The sequence below is a fragment of the Flagellimonas marinaquae genome (assembly GCF_023716465.1).
In the GTDB taxonomy this organism is placed as follows: domain Bacteria; phylum Bacteroidota; class Bacteroidia; order Flavobacteriales; family Flavobacteriaceae; genus Flagellimonas; species Flagellimonas alginolytica.
On sequence record NZ_CP092415.1, the window covers coordinates 1,621,749 to 1,640,876 of the forward strand.

Here is a 19,128-nt window from a genome sequence, read left to right on the forward strand (position 1 = left end):
TAACCAAAAAGATTCCGCATCAAGTGCGGAATGACAAAGAAGAATATGGCAAATCTAAAGGAAATACGTAACAGGATATCATCCATCTCATCAACGATGCAGATTACCAGTGCCATGAAAATGGTATCTGCTGCAAAGTTGAAGAAGGCACAGGATGCTATCACGGCGATGCGTCCCTATTCCGATAAACTGACCGAGCTCCTACAAGGGCTTAGCGCCAGTTTGGAAGGAGATGGAGGAAGCGAGTACGCCGACAAAAGGCCAGTGAACAAAGTTTTGGTGGTAGCCATTACTTCCAATAGAGGTCTTTGTGGTGGATTCAATTCCAACATCATCAAGCAGAGCAACAATTTGGTGTCCAATAAGTATCCGGGCAAACAGGTCGATTTCTATACCATTGGTAAGAAAGGAAACGATATCCTTAGAAAAAGACATACCATTTTAGGCGACCAGAGCAAGGTGTATGATGATTTGACCTTTGAGAACGTTGCCGAGATTGCCGAACTTTTAATGCGTTTGTTCACCAAAGGTGATTATGATAAAATCGAGTTGGTGTACAACAAGTTCAAAAATGCCGCGACACAGATTGTGATGACAGAACAGTTCCTGCCCATTGTTGGCGCAGAAGGTGATGAAGCCATTGCTGCCGATTACATTTTTGAACCTTCAAAAGTGGAAATCGTAAAAGAGTTGATACCTAAATCCTTGAAGACACAATTGTTCAAGGCCATTAGAGATTCTTTCGCGAGTGAGCACGGTGCCCGTATGACGGCCATGCACAAAGCAACGGACAATGCCGCAGAGCTTAGGGACGAGCTTAAATTAACGTATAACAAAGCCCGTCAAGCAGCGATTACCAACGAAATCCTCGAAATTGTTGGTGGAGCGGAAGCGTTGAACAATTAAGCCGAACCAAAGTGAGGCTAAATATTCAATAGCGGAAGCGTTGAACAATTAGGATATACATAATTTAATATATACAAAGGCCACCGATTCGGTGGCCTTTTTGGTTTTTCTTAGGACAATAAGGTTTAGGTAATACTGGCTTTTGCGTAACTTGTAGCCGCCTAAGCAAGGTTTTCAAAGAAGCAACACCTATTGAATCCACTAAAAAAGCTTTTTAAACAAACATTTATCTATGGTTTGGCCACGGTATTGCCGCGGGTCCTCTCCTTTATATTGGTGCCTTTGTACACTTCTGTAATGGACCCGGAAACCTATGGGGAAATATCGGTGATCTTCTCATGGTTTGCCATTTTTAATGTAGTGTTGGCATATGGTATGGAAACAGCCTTTTTCCGATTCTTTAATAAATACCCGGATAAGGGAAATGTAATTTCTACATCCTTGATATCCTTGCTGTTGTCTTCCCTTATATTTTTTGGTGCAGCCTTTCTCTTCAAAGGAACCTTTGCCGCCTTTATAGATGTACAGGAATCGTTGATCATATATATTATTTTGATTCTGGTGCTAGATGCATTGGCCATAGTGCCGTTCGCTTGGATCAGGGCAAATGAACGGCCATTAAGGTATTCGATAGTAAAAGTCACCAGTGTGGCCATTAATTTATTGTTGAATATATTTTTCTTGACCCTATTGCCCGGATTAGCTGAAAATGGGCAATCATTTTGGGCAGCTCTTTATAAACCAGATTTTCAGATAGAGTATGTCTTTATTGCCAATGTAATTTCCAGTGGTGCTGCCTTTTTATGGGTGAGCGGAATTTATTTTGACACCAAATATAAATTTGATAAAGGTTTGTGGAAGGAAATGCTCAAGTACTCCATGCCCATTATGGTGGCCGGACTTGCATTTACGGTCAACGAGGTGTTCGACCGCATTCTTTTAGATCGATTATTACCAGAGGACATTGCCAAGGCAGAGATAGGGAAATATTCGGCCTGCTATAAATTGGCGGTATTCATGACGCTGTTTGGAACCGCTTTTCGGTTGGGGGTGGAACCGTTTTTTTTTAGCCACGCAGACTCGGAGAACCCTCAAAAAACCTATGCCCAGATTACCAATTACTTTGTAATTATGGGCAGTCTCATTTTTTTAGGGGTAATGGTGTTCATAGACCCTTTAAAAAAATTGTTGGTCAGGGATTCTGCTTTTTGGGAGGCTTTGGACGTGGTTCCTATCATACTTTTGGCAAGTTTCTGTTTGGGCATTTATCACAACCTTTCGGTTTGGTACAAAGTAACGGATCGCACCAAATTTGGCGCCTATATTTCTTCCGTTGGAGCAATCATCACTTTGGCCATCAATATAAGCTTGATTCCCAAAATAGGATATATGGCATCGGCCCTGGCAACTCTGGCGGCCTACGCGACCATGATGGTCCTATCGTATCACTTTGGAAAGAAATATTACCCTGTCCCCTATAACATGAGGAAAATTGTCTTTTATTTCGCTGTATCACTCTTGTTCTCAATACTATCGTTCTATGTTTTTAATAGAAATTTAATAGTGGGCAGCATACTACTTTTCTTATTTTTGGGGTTAGTATATAAGATGGAAGGAGATAAACTTAGAAGTATTTTTATAAAACGTGAAAATTAAAATAATCAATACATCCGGCCACAAGTTGCCACATTACGAAACCCTTGCCTCGGCAGGGATGGATCTAAGGGCCGATATCGATTCGCCCATAACCTTAAAACCATTGGAACGAGCCATTGTTCCCACGGGACTGTTTATGGAACTTCCCGTAGGTTATGAGGCACAAGTACGCCCTCGTAGCGGATTGGCGGCAAAAAAAGGTATTACTGTGCTCAATGCACCAGGAACCATCGATGCCGATTATCGTGGTAATGTCGGGGTAATCTTGGTCAATTTATCCAATGAGGATTTTATTGTGGAAAATGGAGAGCGTATCGCCCAAATGGTAATTGCCAAACATGAGCGCGCCGAGTGGGAAGAAGTTGAAACACTTTCAGAAACTGATAGAGGCGAAGGTGGGTTCGGAAGTACCGGAACCAAATAAAGAAGAATGTAGGGTCGAGCTTAGTCTTGACCTTTTTAATAAAAGTCTAACCATTAAAAAGAGACACCTGGCCAGACAGGTGCGTAAACTATGAAGATAATCGTTCCAATGGCGGGAAGAGGTTCCCGATTAAGACCACATACATTAACAGTTCCGAAACCATTGATACCTGTTGCGGGAAAACCGATAGTACACCGACTGGTTACCGATATCGCCAAAGTGTTGGGTGAACCAATTGATGAGGTTGCCTTTATTCTGGGCGATCCCGCCTTTTTTGGCGATGATGTTGTAGAGAGCTTAATGGAATTGGCCAGCGAAATGGGAGCCAAAGGATCAATATATAGACAAGATCAGCCACTTGGAACCGGACATGCCATAATGAGCGCAAAAGACTCCCTTAGTGGACCAGCGGTAATAGCTTATGCCGATACATTGATCCGTGCAGATTTTGATTTGGACAAATCTGCGGACAGCGTAATATGGGTAAAACAAGTAGAACATCCCGAAGCTTATGGAGTAGTACAATTAAATGATCAAAATGAAATTGTTGAGTTGGTCGAAAAACCAGCAGAATTTGTTTCCGATCTAGCGGTAATCGGAATTTACTATTTCAAGGATGTGGAAGTTCTCAAAAACGAGCTACAACATGTGTTGGATAACGATATTACGCATGGGGGCGAATACCAAATCAACGACGGCATAAAACGAATGATGGAAAAGGGCATGAAATTTGTTCCCGGAAAGGTGGACGAGTGGATGGACTGTGGCAATAAAAATGTAACCGTGGAAACCAATCAGCGCATGTTGGGCTTTTTGGAGCAGGAAGGGGAGAATATGGTGGCCGAAACGGTACAACAAGAAAATGCAAACATTATAGAACCATGCTTTATCGGTGAGAATGTTGTGCTAAAAAATACAACTGTTGGCCCATATGTATCCGTAGGGGCAAACACGGTTTTGGAAAATTCTACCATAAAAAACAGCCTTATCCAGAGCAACAGTAAAATTAGCAACGCAAACCTGGATAATGCCATGATCGGCAATCACGTGGTGTATAATGGTAATTTTGAGACCATTAGTATTGGAGATTATTCCGTTTTGGAATAACTTTAGTATAGATTTTTAGTTTGACGGGGACTTAAGACGGTATGAAAAATGTATTACTTCTTTGGGTGTTTTTAACAGCATCAATCTTGATGCATTGTGATACCTATGCCCAAGAAGAACAGGAAAGCGCCGAGGTCTACCTCGACGAATATACCGATGAGTTTCAAGAAAACTTTTTTGAGGCCTTAAAACAAAAAGGTATCCAAAACTACGATAGAGCAGTTGATCTGTTTTTAAAATGTAAGCAATTGGAGCCCGATAACAGTGTTGTGGACTACGAACTGGCCAAAGCCTATCTTTTGGACAAAAAGTACATACAGGCTCAAGATTATGCTGTTGCAGCGCTTCTTTCAAAACCAGAAGATTATTGGTATTTGGACAATCTATTGACCATTCTCGACAAACAGGGAAGCCCAATAGAAGGGATTAAGCAACGCATACCTTATCAAAATGAAAAGTTACGGCAAAACATGGCGGTTTCGCTCTTTAGGATGAAAAAGTATGAGGAAGCTTCTAACGTGTTGGGTACAATGGAGAATTCGGGTTTAAAAACAGAGCTGACTCGAAAAATAAACGATTCTTTGGAAAAAGGAGGTCAGATGCAAGAAGTTCGGACAGTAGAACAAAGAAATAATAGCAATGATCCGGTACTGCAATTGCAAGCAACAATGGAACAATTGATCTCAGCGTCCAATTTTAAGAAGCTGTTGAGCGAATCGCAAGAGGCTCTGGACACTTATCCCTTACAGCCCTATTTCTATTATGCTTATGGCACAGCACTAAATAACACGGGAAATGCAAGCAAGGGTGTTGAAGTGTTGTTAAGCGGACTGGACTATCTGTTGGATGACAACCAGCTTCAAAATAAAATATACAAGCAGCTATCCGCAGGATATGCCAAAATTGGTGACACACAGAAAGCCAATGAGTATTTGAACAAAATCAATTCGGGATTATAATGAACCTACATAAAAATATAATAAGATTCACCGCAATACCAATGTTGTTGTTCGTATTGGGCGCTTGTAAGGGCACTAAATCCATTACTGGTGGGGAGGTCAATTCGCGCCTTACTGCAAAGAACATTATAAACGCCCATTACGCCAATCAATCCAATTTTAAGACATTGAGGGGAAGGGTAAAGATAGATTACGCCAACGGAGACGATTCGCAAGGAGTTAATGTGAGCCTAAGAATGGAAAAGGACAAGGTTATTTGGATGAGTGCTCCCTTAGGAGTGGTCAAGGCGCACATTACCCCAAAGAAGGTTTCCTTCTACAACAAGTTACAAAACGAATATTTCGATGGTGATTTTAGTTATTTGAGCGAACTTTTGGGCACCCAATTGGATTTTGAAAAAGTACAGAACCTACTCCTCGGCAATGCTGTGTTGGACCTGCGAAAGGAAAAATTCAATAGCGAAGTGTACAATGGGAATTACCAATTAAAACCGAAAAAGGCCCAAGAGCTTTTCAAAATACTGTTTCAGTTGGAACCCAAAAACTTTAAGATAGCGTCTCAAGAAATATCCCAGCCGGAAAATTCCAGACAACTAATGGCTAAATATACCTATCAGGATATTTCAGGAAATGTGCTGCCGAACGAAGTTAAGATTGTCGCCGAAGAAGCAGGTGAGCTGACCACTATTGACCTAAGTTTTAGAAACCTGGAATTGAACAAACCCATGAGTTTTCCCTATAAGATACCCAAAGGATATGATAAAATTACATTAAAGTAGTATGAAAGATAAAACTTCATATCTGTTTTATTATGCGTTAGTTATATTCTTTGTTTCATCGGGGAGTTTTGCCCAGACCAGCGAGCAAAAAGTACTGGAGGCCAAACGTGAACGACTGCAGAAAGAAATTAAGGAAATCAATAGATTGCTCTTTGCAGAACGTAAAGAAAAGGGCACCGTATTGGACCAAATGGAAGCCTTGGACAACAAGATCAGCGTTCGCCAAGAACTTATTCGAGTAACCAACCAACAGTCGAACTTGCTAAATAGGCAGATAAATGTAAACATCAGAAGCATAAGCAAATTAAGAGAAGACTTAAATGCCCTAAAAGAAGATTATGCCCATTTGATCCAAAAAACCTACCAGAATAAATCACAGAACAATCGACTCATGTTTTTGCTTTCAGCTGAGAATTTCTTTCAGGCTTTTAAAAGGCTTCAGTATATGCAACAATATGCCAAACATCGAAAAAAACAAGGGGAAGATATTGTAAAGAAAACCGAAGAGCTTACCCTTTTAAACCAGGATTTGGTAAGTCAGCGCAAGCAAAAAGACCAACTCATTGCGGAGAATAGAAAGGCAAAAGATGAACTGACCAAAGAAATTGAGACCCAAAAGAGACTTTTAACGAGCATAAAACAAAACGAAGCAAAATATACTACAGCAATAAACAAGAAGCAGGCAGAGGCCCGTAAAATTGATCGAGAGATAGAACGAATGATCAAAAGTGCGATCGCCAGCTCTAATAAAAGCTCCGGTAAATCGACCAGCAGTCCAACTTTTGCCATGACCCCGGAAACAAAATTGGTTGCGGACAACTTTACCTCCAATAAAGGAAGGCTCATTTGGCCGGTGGAAAAAGGAGTTAAAAGCCAAGGGTACGGGGTTTATGCCGATAAATTGTATCCTGGAATCAAGCACAGGAACAATGGGGTTACCATTACTACGGACAAGGGCAGCAAGGCAAGGGCTATTTTTGAGGGAGAGGTAATAGCCATACTTACCGTTCCAGGAGGGAACAAGGGTGTTCAAATAAAACACGGAAACTATATCACCACCTATTATAACCTATCCGATCTTTATGTAAAAAAAGGGGATAAAGTAGCTGCCAAGGATATTCTGGGCGAAATAAATACCAATCGGTTTGATGGCACAACAAAATTGAAGTTCTATCTGTATAGGGATTCCAACCGATTGAACCCTGAAGATTGGATATATCAACTCTAACACTATGAAGAAATTATCAGACTTGCAAGGCTCCTTTGAACTCCACAATGGGGTCCAGATGCCCTATTTAGGGCTTGGTGTTTACCTTTCCAAAGATGGAGAAGAGGTGATCAATGCGGTAAAAGAAGCTTTGAACCACGGTTATCGTCATATAGATACCGCTGCCATTTACGAAAATGAGGAAGGGGTAGGCGAAGGAATAAGGCAAAGCAATGTACCTCGGGAAGATGTGTTCTTGGTAAGTAAAGTTTGGAATACCGATCAAGGATACGAAGCTACATTGAAGGCATTCGAAGCCAGTTTAAATCGTTTGGGAACCGATTATCTGGACCTGTACCTCATCCATTGGCCCAAAGGGGACCTGTCCAAAGACACCTGGCGAGCACTTGAAAGACTGTATAGGGAAAAACGGGTGCGCGCCATCGGAGTTAGCAACTTTTTAAAGCACCATTTAGAAGATCTTTTGGATACCGCCGAGATTGTGCCCATGGTCAATCAAATGGAGTTTCATCCCTACTTGGTGCAGCAAGAGTTGATGGATTTTTGCAGCTCGCACCAAATCCAATATGAAGCGTGGTCCCCTTTAATGCAAGGGAACATCTTTGATTTGGACATTATGAAGGACATGGCAGCTAAATACAACAAAACAATTGCCCAGATCGTGCTGCGATGGGATCTGCAAAAAGGAGTGGTCACCATTCCTAAATCATCCAAAAAAGAACGGATCAAAACCAATTCGGAGCTGTTCGATTTTACACTTTCGGATGAAGACGTAAAGCTCCTCGATAGTTTGGACAAAGGCAAACGATTTGGCCCCGATCCGGACAACTTTGATTTTTAAACTTTAGGAAGTAGTAAACAATGCTTTTAGTTCGGTAGCATCGGCAGGTTTCATTTTACCGGCAAGTACCAAGCTGAGCTGTTTACGTCGTAACGCAGCGGCAAAACGTTGCTTTTCCAGCTCGGTTTCCGGCTCCAACGGTGGGACTTCCGTTGGTTTGCCGGTGTCATCCACCGCAACAAAGGTGTAAATGGCCTCATTTGCCTTGGTACGCTCTCCCGTAAAGCGATCTTCTATCCAAACATCCAAGAAAATTTCCATGGAGGTATTAAAAGCGCGGGAAACAGAAGCCTCTACGGTCACCACACTGCCCAAAGGAACTGCGCTGTTAAATGCAACATGGTTCACGGAGGCAGTTACGGTGATACGTCTGCTATGTCTACGGGCAGAAATACTGGCAGCACGATCCATACGGGCCAATAGTTCACCGCCAAAAAGGTTGTTCAACGGGTTGGTTTCGCTGGGTAATACCAAATCGGTCATTACCGTACGTGATTCACTAGGAGTCTTAGGCGTCATACCTTTAAATTTTGCGCAAAGATATTGAAGTACGGAAAGGTTTTAAAAGAAAGCGGGATTATTTATTTTTCGGAAAGCATCCAAGCATCCCTGGAATCCTCAACTTTGACCTTTCGTAGGAACAGCAGTGCTTTTTGAGGGTCTTCAAAGCTATCGTAAGCCACTTGGTGCAGGCCATATTTGTTCACCCCAAGATAAAAGGCATTGTATCCTTTTTCCTTAAGTTGATCTACCCTTTTTTCAGCATTCTGTTGCTCCCGGAAAGCTCCCGCGATAATATGGTGGTGTCCCCTTTTCTTTTTGGTCACGCTAAGGTTGATGGCGGGCAGTTCCAAAGGAGAACTCTCAAAAAAAGTAGCTTCTTGGATCAAACGGGAAACTTCTTGTTGTGCATCTTGCTGGGCCGCAACCTCTTTTTGCTGTAAATCATCATAAGTTCGGTACGATGTTACACCCATGGAAACGGCCAATAGAATAACCGCGGCATATTTTAACCAAGGCCTGAACGAGGTCTGTTCCCTTTTCTCAGGGGTAATTATAAATGGGATGCGCTCTTCCAGTTCTTCAACCTCCTCCTTGATCACCTCACGCTTAATCGGCGTAGCGGCAAAAGCGGACAATCCAAAGGAAGACGTCAAAAAGTTGATTTTTTCCTCTGGCTGAAATTGGATTCTATGCTCGTTGTTGTGCCATAGTTTGCCTATACCAAAAAGCTCAATGCTCTCACCTTTGGATAATTTATTGTTCCAATCCAGTGAGATATTTTCCACTTCCTTTAGCATTTCCTCGTACCCGATATTCTTTTCTTTGGATATGTGGGATACCAATAGCCCATCGTTTTTGGTAAGTTGGGCATTAAAGGAAATTACCTTGCTCGGTGGTACCAATGTGTTGGTGGTCAAATCGATTTCTGCGGATTTTCCGTGAGCTAAAAACGCCCCAAAACCGGGAACAACCACACAGTTGTACTCGAACAATAATTTTTCTAGGTATGAGTCTATCCGCATAGCCACAAATATTGCAAAAAAAGGGGGAGTACAAAATATGCAGCATAACTTTTTATTAACATTTAAAAATCTGTATTTTGTGAACAACTTTGACTCCCAAATCAAATGACTGAACCTGAAATTATTGCGGCTTTACGGCTGCAAAACATTCCGAATATCGGGGATGTGACCGCCAAGAAATTAATTGCACATTGTGGAAGCCCAACAGCAGTTTTTGAAGATAAAATGCATCATCTTTTAAAAATTGATGGCATTGGAAAAGTTACTTTGAAAGGTCTGCAGGACACAATGTACCTTGAAAAAGCCCAAGAAGAATTCGAATTTCTGTCCAAGCAGAATATTTCCACCTCCTATTTTATGGATGAAGATTATCCGGCCCGGTTGAAACATTGTTTGGACGGGCCTATTATATTGTTTCAGCGCGGGAATATAGATTTAAAGGGTCAAAAGCTAATCAGTGTGGTGGGCACAAGAAATGTGACCAACTATGGTGTCTCGTTCTGTCATCGATTTATAGAGGAATTGGCGCCTTTGAACCCGGTTATCGTTAGTGGATTCGCCTACGGAGTGGATATTGCTGTTCAAAAGGCGGCCATGGACCATGGATTACAGACCATAGCTTGTATGGCGCATGGATTGGATCAAATATATCCTAAGGTACATGCCAAATATCAAACCAAAATAGAGCGAAATGGTGGGTTTATGACGGAGTTTTGGAGTACAAGCCAGCCTAATCGGGAAAATTTCCTCAAAAGAAACCGGATAATTGCAGGAATAAGTGAAGCAACCATTGTGATCGAATCTGCGGAAAAAGGGGGGAGCTTGGTAACCGCCGATCTGGCACATGGGTACCACCGGGAAGTTTTTGCCGTTCCTGGCAGGGCTACCGATAAATGGAGCAAAGGCTGTAATGACCTCATAAAATATCAAAAAGCGCATATATTGACGTCTGCAGCCGAACTGGTTTATCTTCTTGGATGGGAAATTGAAGCGGAAAAACAAGAAAAAGCGGTGCAAAAGCAGCTGTTTGTCGAGTTGGATGAAACAGAACAGTCAATCTACAACTACTTGCAAATAAACGGAAAACAACTACTGGACACCGTTGCTTTGGAATGTAATCTGCCCATTTTTAAAGTTTCCAGCACATTATTGAACATGGAAATGAAGGGCGTGATCCGACCACTGCCCGGTAAACTGTTCGAGGCGGTGTAGTTTCCAAGATTCAATTGGTAGGGAGCAGTCGGTAGTAGGTCGTTGAGCGTATTCGAAACAATAGTCGGTGGTCGTTCAACAGACAGTTATGGGTGTGGTAAGGTGTTGTTGCGAACCGTCATCAAGAGCTCTCATCCTGAGCTTGTGGAAGAAGAGCAAAGAATTCCACCAGATTTAGTTTTCAGTTTTTTGATGATGGATTCCTGCCTGCGCAGGAATGACATTCGTCGTATGGAATGATAACAGAACAGTCACTCTGTTTTAGGGCGTTGTTCATCGAAGACTTGCCACAAAAAATCGGGTTTTATTTCCTTTTTAAAAAGGGTTTGGCAAGGAAGTCCAAATTTACCCGCTCCTTGAATATGGGCCTATTAAGTCAAAATATCGATAAAAGGCTAATACCCCAACTTTTCTCGAACACGGACCAATACCTCATTGGCCACTTTTCGGGCTTTTTCCGCACCAAAGGCCAAAGCCTCGTCGATCTCGCCTGTATGGTTCATGTAATACTCAAACTTTTCCCGGGGCTCTTCGAACTTTTCTATAATAAGCTCGTACAAGGCTTGTTTGGCGTGTCCGTAACCATAATTGCCCGCTAAATAATTGGCGCTCATTTCCTCGATTTGCTCTGGGCTGGCCAAAAGCTTGTACAGTGCAAACACATTGTCCTTGCTGGGATCTTTGGGTTCTTCCATGGGTGTACTGTCCGTAACAATGCCCATGATCTGTTTTCTTAATTTTTTATCGGTTTGGAAAAGGTTTATAAGGTTGTCACGGCTTTTGCTCATTTTTTCACCATCTGTTCCTGGAACGTATTTGGTCTGCTCGTGGACTTTGGCCTCGGGCATTACAAATGTTTCGCCCATCTGATTGTGAAAACGAGAAGCTACATCCCTTGTTATTTCCAAATGTTGCAGTTGATCTTTCCCTACAGGAACAATTTCTGCATCGTACAACAATATGTCCGCGGCCATTAGCATGGGATAGGAAAAAAGTCCTGCGTTCACATCTTCCAGCCTGCCGGCCTTATCTTTAAAGGAATGGGCCAAAGTAAGTCGCTGGTATGGAAAAAAGCAGCTTAAGTACCAAGCCAATTCCGCAGTTTGGGGAATATCACTCTGTCTGTAAAAAACAGTTTTTTCAATATCCAGGCCAAAAGCGAGCCAAGCAGCAGCAATGGCATAGGTATTGCCCCTTAACAGCTCCCCATTTTTTATTTGAGTTAACGAATGCATATCGGCAATAAACAAGAAGGAATCGTTTTTAGGGTTTTCCGCCATTTCAATGGCAGGGACAATTGCACCTAAAATATTTCCTAAATGGGGCGTGCCTGTACTTTGTATTCCTGTAAGAATTCTGGCCATTTTTAATTTTTGACCGTAAAAGTAAGCATCCGCTGATTATAAAAAAAGCTGGATATATGACTGTTTGTTTAAAGAACCGGTTATGCCCATACATCCCATATCGATTAAAATTGGGAAATAGGTTACTTTTGGCAGATGCTTGGAATAATCAAAAATGTGGGGCATTGGTTGTATAGGGTTTGGTTCTATATTTTGGTGGCTGTTCCTATTTTTCTGTTTTTTCCCTTTCTACTGGCCACTACAATTTCGGAGAAGACCTATCCCCAATTTTTCTGGTTGGCCCGAAATTTATGGGCTCGTCCCATTTTGTACGGTATGGGATGCTTTCCTAAAGTTGTGCGCGAACAACGGATGGATAGGGGGAAGAGTTATATGTTGGTGGCCAACCATACCAGCATGCTCGATATTATGTTGATGCTCCATGTAAGTAAAAACCCTTTTGTTTTTGTGGGCAAAAAGGAATTGGTAAAGATTCCCATATTTGGATTTTTCTATAAAAGAGTTTGCATTTTGGTGGATAGGGACAGTGTTAAAAGCCGCACAGGTGTGTATCGAAGGGCACAAAGGCGATTGGATCAAGGTTTAAGTATCTGTATTTTTCCAGAAGGAGGGGTCCCTGACGAAGAAGTAGTTTTGGACAGTTTTAAGGACGGAGCATTTAAAATGGCCATAACCCATAAAATTCCGGTGGTGCCGATGACTTTTTATGATAACAAAAAGAGGTTCTCATTTACTTTTTACAGTGGCGGACCTGGTAGAATCCGGGTACGGGTGCATCAATTTTTTGAAACCGGGATCTTGAGTCCGGAGGACACATCCACCTTAAGGGAAGAGGTCAGGGATGTTATTCTTGAGGAACTGATTTGAGTTAATCCATTGCGTTTTTCGATATAGCAAGGTTGGGCAGTTGTAAAACAATATGTTTTATATCTGTTCCATTGTTGAAGGAGCTCGTGGTCTCATGGAAAATTTGATACCCTTTTACCGTGTTCAAAAGTTCAATCTGCTCTTTCCAATTTATCATGTTTTTACGGTACCAATGATTGTCTGTGGACTCGGAATCCATCCCTTTACAATGATATTCAACATCAAAAGTAACCTTGTTTTTTATGGTTTTTATTCCAATCTTAAAATGCTGATCGGTAACTCCATTTATAATGGATTGTTCCACAATATTCTCAAAGAGCATAAGTATTACAAAAGGCGGGATGTAAGCTTCTTTTGAAATAATATTATTTTTTTCCATTGAGATAGTGTAGTCGAAAGAATCATCATATCTCAATTTTTGAAGCTTTAAATACCAATTCAACATGTCGACCTCGTTGTACAGAGAAGCCGAGTCTTGACCTATCTGCTTTAAATAAAACCGGACAAGCTTACTAAATGTAGAAAAATAATCAAGGGCCAACTTGGTATTTTGAGAAGTAATAAAGTATTGTATGGCATTTAAGGCATTGAACACAAAATGCGGATTAAGTTGCGAACTCAGTGTTTTTAACTTTAGCTCGAGTATTTCCTCCCTTACCTCAATAAGCTTACGCTGTTTTTCCAGCAATTGTCTATTGGTGCGCACACTTCTAATTTTTATGGCACAGATAGATGCAATGGCAGATAGCATTTTTAAATGCCGATCAGTAAAAAAACCTTTTTCCGGGTGTTCACAGTCTATTACACCATAAATTTCATTTTCATATTTAATGGGGACACAAATTTCTGAGTGCCTAAAATCATCATCCACGATATATCTCGAGTCCTTCGTAGTGTCGAGAATCAGTTCGGGTGAACCAGTGGTTGCGACACTGCCTGTAATGCCTTCTCCAACGGCAATTTTCACAGGGTTGTACAATGTTTGGTCTTTTGGGCTTTTTGGCCCGTATGCCGCTTTCTGAATTAGCATTTTTTGGCCAGGGTCAACCAAGTAGATCACACAATCGACAAACCCCAATTTGGAAATGCAGTTTTTTGCAACATCCCAAAGAATGTCTTCTTCATTTTCCATGCCCATAAGGGATTTGGAAAAATAGATAAGGATATTTTCAAATTGATCAGCATTCACATTGTCAGGGAGTTGGTTTGTGTTTTGAGGCATAATGTAAGAATAATATGCGAATATTTTGTTTAAAAAAAGCGCTCTTGATTAACAAGAGCGCTTAAATGATTGCATAGAGGAGCAATCTTCCTAACCAACTTCTTTATGCTAAAACCTAAAACTAAAACCACTGTAAACACCAATGGAATACGGTTGAAAATTACCCGAAACATTGGAAAAGGTGTTCAATTGATATTTAAAAACAGGTTCCACATTTATCTTGATTTTTTTGGAAAACTTATAATTGAGGCCCATGCCCACATTAGCACTAAAGTTTAGCGAATTTATATTGTTCGCTTCACCCACCTCTGTTACCAAATTGTTGGATTCCAACAACACGGAATTATCCACCAATAACAGAGAACTAAAGCCCCCTATCAAATCCACACCGAACTTATTGTCCACAAGAGCATAATTTACTTCCAAAGGGACCTCTATGTAGCCCAATTGTTGCACCATTTTACCATCTAGGGCGGGAGTACTGTTCAACGCTATTTCTTTAGAGGTCGCGGATGGTGAACCTTTGTTTGCATCCCTACTTTCAACAATTATGTTTGTTGGGTTTGGTTTGTAGTCAATATTAGCGATTCTGTCCGTTGCTGCGGCGTTTAATGTAGAGGAGAAAAGAACATCGTTGGTGCTGTACCCGAAATTAACGCGATGTACCCCGGAACGGAGTTTTATTTTTTTTCCTATTTCGTAGGCTACGGTGAGCCCGTAGCTTAGATTAAGGTTTCCCGATTTTGAATTGGAAGAAAAGTCGGGGCCGATTGGGGAGCCATCACCAGAAGCATCAAAATAAACTGGTGCCAAAGAAGGGCCAACGGACCATTTGCCAGCGTTGTTGTTGGCAACAGCCTTATCTAGATCTTCTTGTTCTTTAATAGCATCATAAATGGATTGTTTTTCCATCTTATCCTTTTCTACTTCGGTAGACGCAATTGCTTCCTCTGAATTGGGAGTAGTTGGAATAGACTGCTGCTTATCAGTAGGTTCTCCAACAAGTTTATTGGAGGCCAAGACCGCATTGCTTTCTGATGCTGTTCCACGGCTTTTTGAAAATTTAGGTTTCGATGGGGCCAAATTATTTTCAGGTACATTATCTGCTACAGTGAAATTGTTTTTGGTGGTGGAAGTGGGCAATGAGCTCGAAGTTGTATTTGCTTTATTGTTAGAAGGCTTGGAATTACTGTTCTTTTTGGAGTTTTCCGTATCTGCCAAAACTTTGTCGTCAAGCGTTAAATCAGTACCAGGAGAAAGAGATGGTTTATTGAAAGTGTCGGTATCCACATCCTTTTCGGCATTGGTTGGAGAGGAGGGGTCGTCCTCGACATTTGTAATGATTTGTTGCTCTGCCGGTTCACCGGCAAATGGATCGATAGCGAACAATACGACCACCAAGGCAGCGGCAACACCGCCTAGGTGCCACCAAATGGGCACGATCCGTTTCTTCTGTTTTTTGTTGTCCAAAGAGGATTCAATGGCACTCCATACTTTTTGGTCCGGAATTTCTTGATAGTCCCGAAACTGTTCTTTGAACAATTGCTCTAAATTCTTTTTCCCCATGGTCTGTCTATTTAAGCAATGTTGATCTTGGTTTTTTCTATTTTATCTCTCAAAATGGCCTTGGCCCTCGCCAAATTCGATTTTGAGGTTCCTGTTGAGGTTCCCAATAGCTCACTAATTTCTTTGTGGCTATAGCCATCCAATACATAAAGGTTGAATGTTAACCGGTATTTATGCGGCAATTCTTGAATGTATCCCAAAAGTGTGGAGAGGCTGACATCGGTAGCCTCGGTGTCCACCTCGACCTCATCTTCTGTGTTTTCCGAAACCACATTGAGGTGTTGATCCTTTCGATACTTTTGAAGAACTGTGTTTACGGTTATTCTTTTGATCCACCCTTCAAAGGACCCTTTAAAATTGAACTGCCCTATTTTCTCGTAAATGGTCATAAAACTGTCGTGCAGATTATCTTCCGCCTCGGTTTTGTTCCGGGAATATTTTAGGCACATACCAAATAGGATGCTGGAATACCTTCGGTATAACTCAGCTTGCGCCTGCCGATTCCCTTTTTTACAGTTATGTATCAGTTCTTCAAGATCCAAATGTTGGTCAATTCTGGATTCGTATTTTTACTTTTGCGTGGATTCCGTTGCTACAGGAACTGTATATTCCAAATAGGTCGGGTTCCCCTCGGCATCGTCTCCCGCATAAAACCTAAAGGTATAATCTTTGTTGTAAATTACATTAAACGTTAATGTGGCCATTACTTCTTCAACAGCTTGTGTACACGCTCTGTTTTCGTCGGTGAGCACGGATCCGATCACCACCACATCGCGATCGGTCATTGCGGTCTGCACCACATCGAACCCTTCAAAAAATGTACAGCCATTAGGGCGTTGGTAGGTTATGTCGATGTCGTAAGTTCTACCGTATTCGAAAGATTCGGGCACATCGGCCTCTATCGTATGAAGCGCGGTAAAGTAAAAATTGGGGGAATCATCGTCCACTTCACAGGAAACGAACCATGAGCATGCCACAAATAATACAATGGGCATTAACACTTTTTTCATATCAAAAATCCTTTTTCCCTTAGATGTGCGGTACAATCAAGGGTTGCGTAGGATTTTCATAACCAAAAGTTAATCTGCCCAAAAAATCGATTAAAAGCTTATTCGCTTACTGCGGCAATGGCTTCCCGTATTTTTTCTTCTAGTTCTTCGGACAGTTCGGGGTTGTCCAACAGTAATGTTTTTACCGCGTCCCTGCCTTGTCCCAATTTGGTGTCTCCATAACTGAACCAAGAACCGCTTTTCTTTACAATTTCGTATGCTACGCCCAAATCGAGTATTTCGCCGATTTTTGAAATACCTTCTCCGTACATAATATCGAATTCGGCGGTTTTAAATGGAGGTGCCACTTTGTTTTTTACCACTTTTACCCGGGTCTTGTTCCCTTGGACTTCGCCATCGGTACTCTTAATTTGGGTAGACCTTCTAATATCCAAACGCACCGAAGCATAAAATTTTAGGGCATTCCCACCGGTGGTAGTTTCGGGGTTTCCGAACATTACCCCGATTTTTTCCCGCAACTGGTTTATGAAAATTACGGTACACTTGGTCTTGCTTATGGTAGAGGTAAGTTTTCTGAGCGCTTGGGACATTAATCGTGCATGGAGCCCCATTTTTGAATCGCCCATTTCCCCTTCGATTTCGCTTTTTGGAGTTAAGGCCGCTACGGAATCCACAATCACAATATCAATGGCGCCGGAACGGATAAGGTTATCGGCTATTTCCAAGGCCTGTTCCCCATGATCGGGCTGTGAGATGATCAAATTATCGATATCCACCCCCAGTTTTTTCGCATAAAAACGATCAAAAGCATGTTCGGCATCGATAAAAGCGGCAATGCCGCCGGCCTTTTGAGCTTCTGCGATCGCATGCAAGGTCAAAGTGGTCTTACCGGATGATTCCGGACCATATATTTCAACAACCCTTCCTTTTGGGTAACCGCCGACCCCGAGTGCAATATCCAGACCTAACGACCCTGAAGGAATAACCTCGACATCTTCAACAACACTGTCCCCCATTTTCATAACGGCACCTTTGCCGTAGGTTTTGTCCAATTTATCTAGTGTAAGTTTGAGGGCTTTTAATTTTGCTTCTTTCTCTTTGCTCATGGTAAAAATTGTTAGGAAGGCTAAAATACCATTTCTTTCTACATGCCACAAAGACGACGCAACCTTTTTAATAACAATGCATCTTGGGTGTACTAACTCATCTTTATAGAGCTGTATTTAGCTCAGAATTGCTAGAAAAGAAAATTTAGTTGTGAAAAAGAAAAAGTGAATTAAGGGGGCCTAATGGCCCTTTTGATTTACTGTTCTTTTCAATCCCTATCTTTGCAAAAAATTTAAAGGACCATTCTTTAACTTAATCAAGTATAGCATGCAACTGTACAATACATTAAGTGCAAAAGAAAGGGAAGCTCTTATTGAGGAAGCCGGCAAGGATAGGCTTACGATCTCTTTCTATAAATATGCACATATAGGGAATCCTCAAATTTTGAGGAACCATCTTTTTTTGGCTTGGAACGATATGGATGTTCTTGGCCGCATTTATGTCGCTCACGAAGGGATCAACGCCCAGCTTTCGGTGCCGGCAGAGAATTTCGGGATTTTTAAGGAGCATTTGGATAGCATTTCTTTCTTGGAAAATGTACGCTTGAATATTGCCATTGAACAGGACAATAAATCTTTTTTAAAACTCAAGGTAAAGGTCCGCAAAAAGATTGTGGCCGATGGCCTCAACGACGACACTTTTGATGTCACCAATAAAGGAGTCCATGTAGGAGCAGAGCAATTCAACGAACTTATTGAGGACGAAAGTACTGTGTTGGTGGATATGCGCAACCACTACGAAAGTGAGATAGGCCATTTTAAGAATGCCATAACTCCAGATGTAGACACCTTTCGAGATTCACTCGATATTATTGAGCAAAATTTAGCTGAGCACAAGGAGGATAAAAAACTTGTGATGTACTGCACGGGAGGTATCCGCTGCGAAAAAGCCAGTGCCTACTACAAACACAAAGGTTTTAAAAATGTGTACCAACTAGAAGGCGGGATAATCGAATACACCAGACAAGTGCGCGAAAAGAACTTGGAAAACAAATTTCTCGGTAAGAACTTTGTTTTTGACCATAGGAGGGGCGAACGAATTTCTGAAGAAGTGATAGCGCACTGCCACCAATGCGGAAAACCTTGCGATACCCATGTGAACTGCGCCAACGAAGCTTGTCATTTATTGTTTATTCAATGCGAGGAATGTGCCCAAGAGATGAACAATTGTTGCTCCGTGGAATGTAAAGAAGTGCATGCTTTACCTTATGAAGAACAAAAACGTTTGCGAAAGGGAAAGGGCGCCAGCAACAAAATATTTAAAAAAGGACGTTCCCCTGTGTTGAAATACAAGAAGTAGCATTTCCCTGCTGCCACAAATTGTACTATATTTACAATGAGTAATTTTTATGAAC

General features: G+C 41.6%; 19 protein-coding genes. 11 read left to right on the top strand and 8 right to left on the bottom strand.

Going from position 1 to position 19,128, the window contains the following annotated elements:
- Positions 1–45 precede the first annotated feature (45 nt).
- From atpG to MJO53_RS07325, 8 genes are all read left to right on the top strand, one after another.
- Positions 46–906 carry an ATP synthase F1 subunit gamma gene (atpG, locus tag MJO53_RS07290; protein ID WP_224836438.1) on the top strand — a complete coding sequence of 287 codons (861 nt, stop codon included), beginning with the start codon at positions 46–48 and terminating at the stop codon, positions 904–906.
- 192 nt (positions 907–1,098) lie between these two features.
- On the top strand, positions 1,099–2,562 hold the full coding sequence (locus MJO53_RS07295; protein ID WP_252081049.1) for a lipopolysaccharide biosynthesis protein: 1,464 nt from the start codon (positions 1,099–1,101) through the stop codon (positions 2,560–2,562).
- The gene (gene dut / locus MJO53_RS07300) at positions 2,552–2,986 is read left to right on the top strand and encodes a dUTP diphosphatase (RefSeq protein ID WP_252081050.1); all 435 of its coding nucleotides are present in this window, start codon (positions 2,552–2,554) and stop codon (positions 2,984–2,986) included. Before MJO53_RS07295 ends, dut begins: the two co-directional genes overlap by 11 nt.
- A 90-nt stretch (positions 2,987–3,076) precedes the next feature.
- Positions 3,077–4,093 carry a sugar phosphate nucleotidyltransferase gene (locus MJO53_RS07305; RefSeq protein ID WP_252081051.1) on the top strand — a complete coding sequence of 339 codons (1,017 nt, stop codon included), beginning with the start codon at positions 3,077–3,079 and terminating at the stop codon, positions 4,091–4,093.
- A gap of 41 nt (positions 4,094–4,134) precedes the next feature.
- On the top strand, positions 4,135–5,052 hold the full coding sequence (locus MJO53_RS07310) for a tetratricopeptide repeat protein (protein WP_252081052.1): 918 nt from the start codon (positions 4,135–4,137) through the stop codon (positions 5,050–5,052).
- Positions 5,052–5,831, top strand: a complete 780-nt coding sequence (locus tag MJO53_RS07315) for a DUF4292 domain-containing protein (RefSeq protein ID WP_224835915.1) — start codon at positions 5,052–5,054, stop codon at positions 5,829–5,831. The genes MJO53_RS07310 and MJO53_RS07315 overlap by 1 nt, the downstream gene beginning before the upstream one ends.
- A gap of 1 nt (position 5,832) precedes the next feature.
- A complete protein-coding gene (locus MJO53_RS07320) occupies positions 5,833–7,059 on the top strand; it encodes a murein hydrolase activator EnvC family protein (protein WP_252081053.1) in 1,227 nt (408 codons plus the stop codon).
- A 4-nt stretch (positions 7,060–7,063) separates the two neighbouring features.
- Positions 7,064–7,900 (top strand): aldo/keto reductase, encoded by an 837-nt coding sequence (locus tag MJO53_RS07325; protein ID WP_252081054.1) that lies wholly within the window; start codon positions 7,064–7,066, stop codon positions 7,898–7,900.
- A 3-nt stretch (positions 7,901–7,903) separates the two neighbouring features.
- Here MJO53_RS07325 and MJO53_RS07330 read toward each other — a convergent pair whose 3' ends face one another.
- The gene (locus tag MJO53_RS07330; protein WP_224835912.1) at positions 7,904–8,419 is read right to left on the bottom strand and encodes an acyl-CoA thioesterase; all 516 of its coding nucleotides are present in this window, start codon (positions 8,417–8,419) and stop codon (positions 7,904–7,906) included.
- Between the two features lie 62 nt (positions 8,420–8,481).
- Entirely contained in the window at positions 8,482–9,426 is a 945-nt protein-coding gene (locus MJO53_RS07335) for an SPOR domain-containing protein (RefSeq protein ID WP_252081055.1), read from the bottom strand.
- Between the two features lie 105 nt (positions 9,427–9,531).
- On the opposite strand from MJO53_RS07335, the gene dprA reads away from it, so the two are divergent.
- On the top strand, positions 9,532–10,638 hold the full coding sequence (dprA, locus tag MJO53_RS07340) for a DNA-processing protein DprA (RefSeq protein ID WP_252081056.1): 1,107 nt from the start codon (positions 9,532–9,534) through the stop codon (positions 10,636–10,638).
- A gap of 395 nt (positions 10,639–11,033) precedes the next feature.
- Here dprA and trpS read toward each other — a convergent pair whose 3' ends face one another.
- Positions 11,034–12,002 (bottom strand): tryptophan--tRNA ligase, encoded by a 969-nt coding sequence (gene trpS, locus MJO53_RS07345; protein ID WP_252081057.1) that lies wholly within the window; start codon positions 12,000–12,002, stop codon positions 11,034–11,036.
- A 135-nt stretch (positions 12,003–12,137) separates the two neighbouring features.
- Between trpS and MJO53_RS07350 the strand changes: the two genes are divergently transcribed.
- Positions 12,138–12,869: a lysophospholipid acyltransferase family protein gene (locus tag MJO53_RS07350; RefSeq protein WP_224835908.1), complete on the top strand. Its 732-nt coding sequence runs from the start codon at positions 12,138–12,140 to the stop codon at positions 12,867–12,869.
- A 1-nt stretch (position 12,870) separates the two neighbouring features.
- On the opposite strand, the gene MJO53_RS07355 is transcribed toward MJO53_RS07350, so the two are convergent.
- The 5 genes from MJO53_RS07355 to recA form a co-directional block, all read right to left on the bottom strand.
- A complete protein-coding gene (locus MJO53_RS07355) occupies positions 12,871–14,091 on the bottom strand; it encodes a histidine kinase (protein WP_252081058.1) in 1,221 nt (406 codons plus the stop codon).
- A gap of 108 nt (positions 14,092–14,199) precedes the next feature.
- On the bottom strand, positions 14,200–15,657 hold the full coding sequence (locus MJO53_RS07360) for an outer membrane beta-barrel protein (protein WP_252081059.1): 1,458 nt from the start codon (positions 15,655–15,657) through the stop codon (positions 14,200–14,202).
- A gap of 11 nt (positions 15,658–15,668) precedes the next feature.
- Positions 15,669–16,199 (bottom strand): RNA polymerase sigma factor, encoded by a 531-nt coding sequence (locus tag MJO53_RS07365; RefSeq protein WP_252081060.1) that lies wholly within the window; start codon positions 16,197–16,199, stop codon positions 15,669–15,671.
- Between the two features lie 27 nt (positions 16,200–16,226).
- Positions 16,227–16,667, bottom strand: a complete 441-nt coding sequence (locus MJO53_RS07370; RefSeq protein WP_224835904.1) for a hypothetical protein — start codon at positions 16,665–16,667, stop codon at positions 16,227–16,229.
- Positions 16,668–16,765: 98 nt separating this feature from the next.
- Entirely contained in the window at positions 16,766–17,773 is a 1,008-nt protein-coding gene (recA, locus tag MJO53_RS07375) for a recombinase RecA (RefSeq protein WP_224835903.1), read from the bottom strand.
- 268 nt (positions 17,774–18,041) lie between these two features.
- Between recA and MJO53_RS07380 the strand changes: the two genes are divergently transcribed.
- Complete coding sequence (locus MJO53_RS07380; protein WP_252081061.1) at positions 18,042–19,073, top strand: rhodanese-related sulfurtransferase; 1,032 nt, start codon at positions 18,042–18,044, stop codon at positions 19,071–19,073.
- The last annotated feature ends 55 nt before the right edge of the window (positions 19,074–19,128 follow it).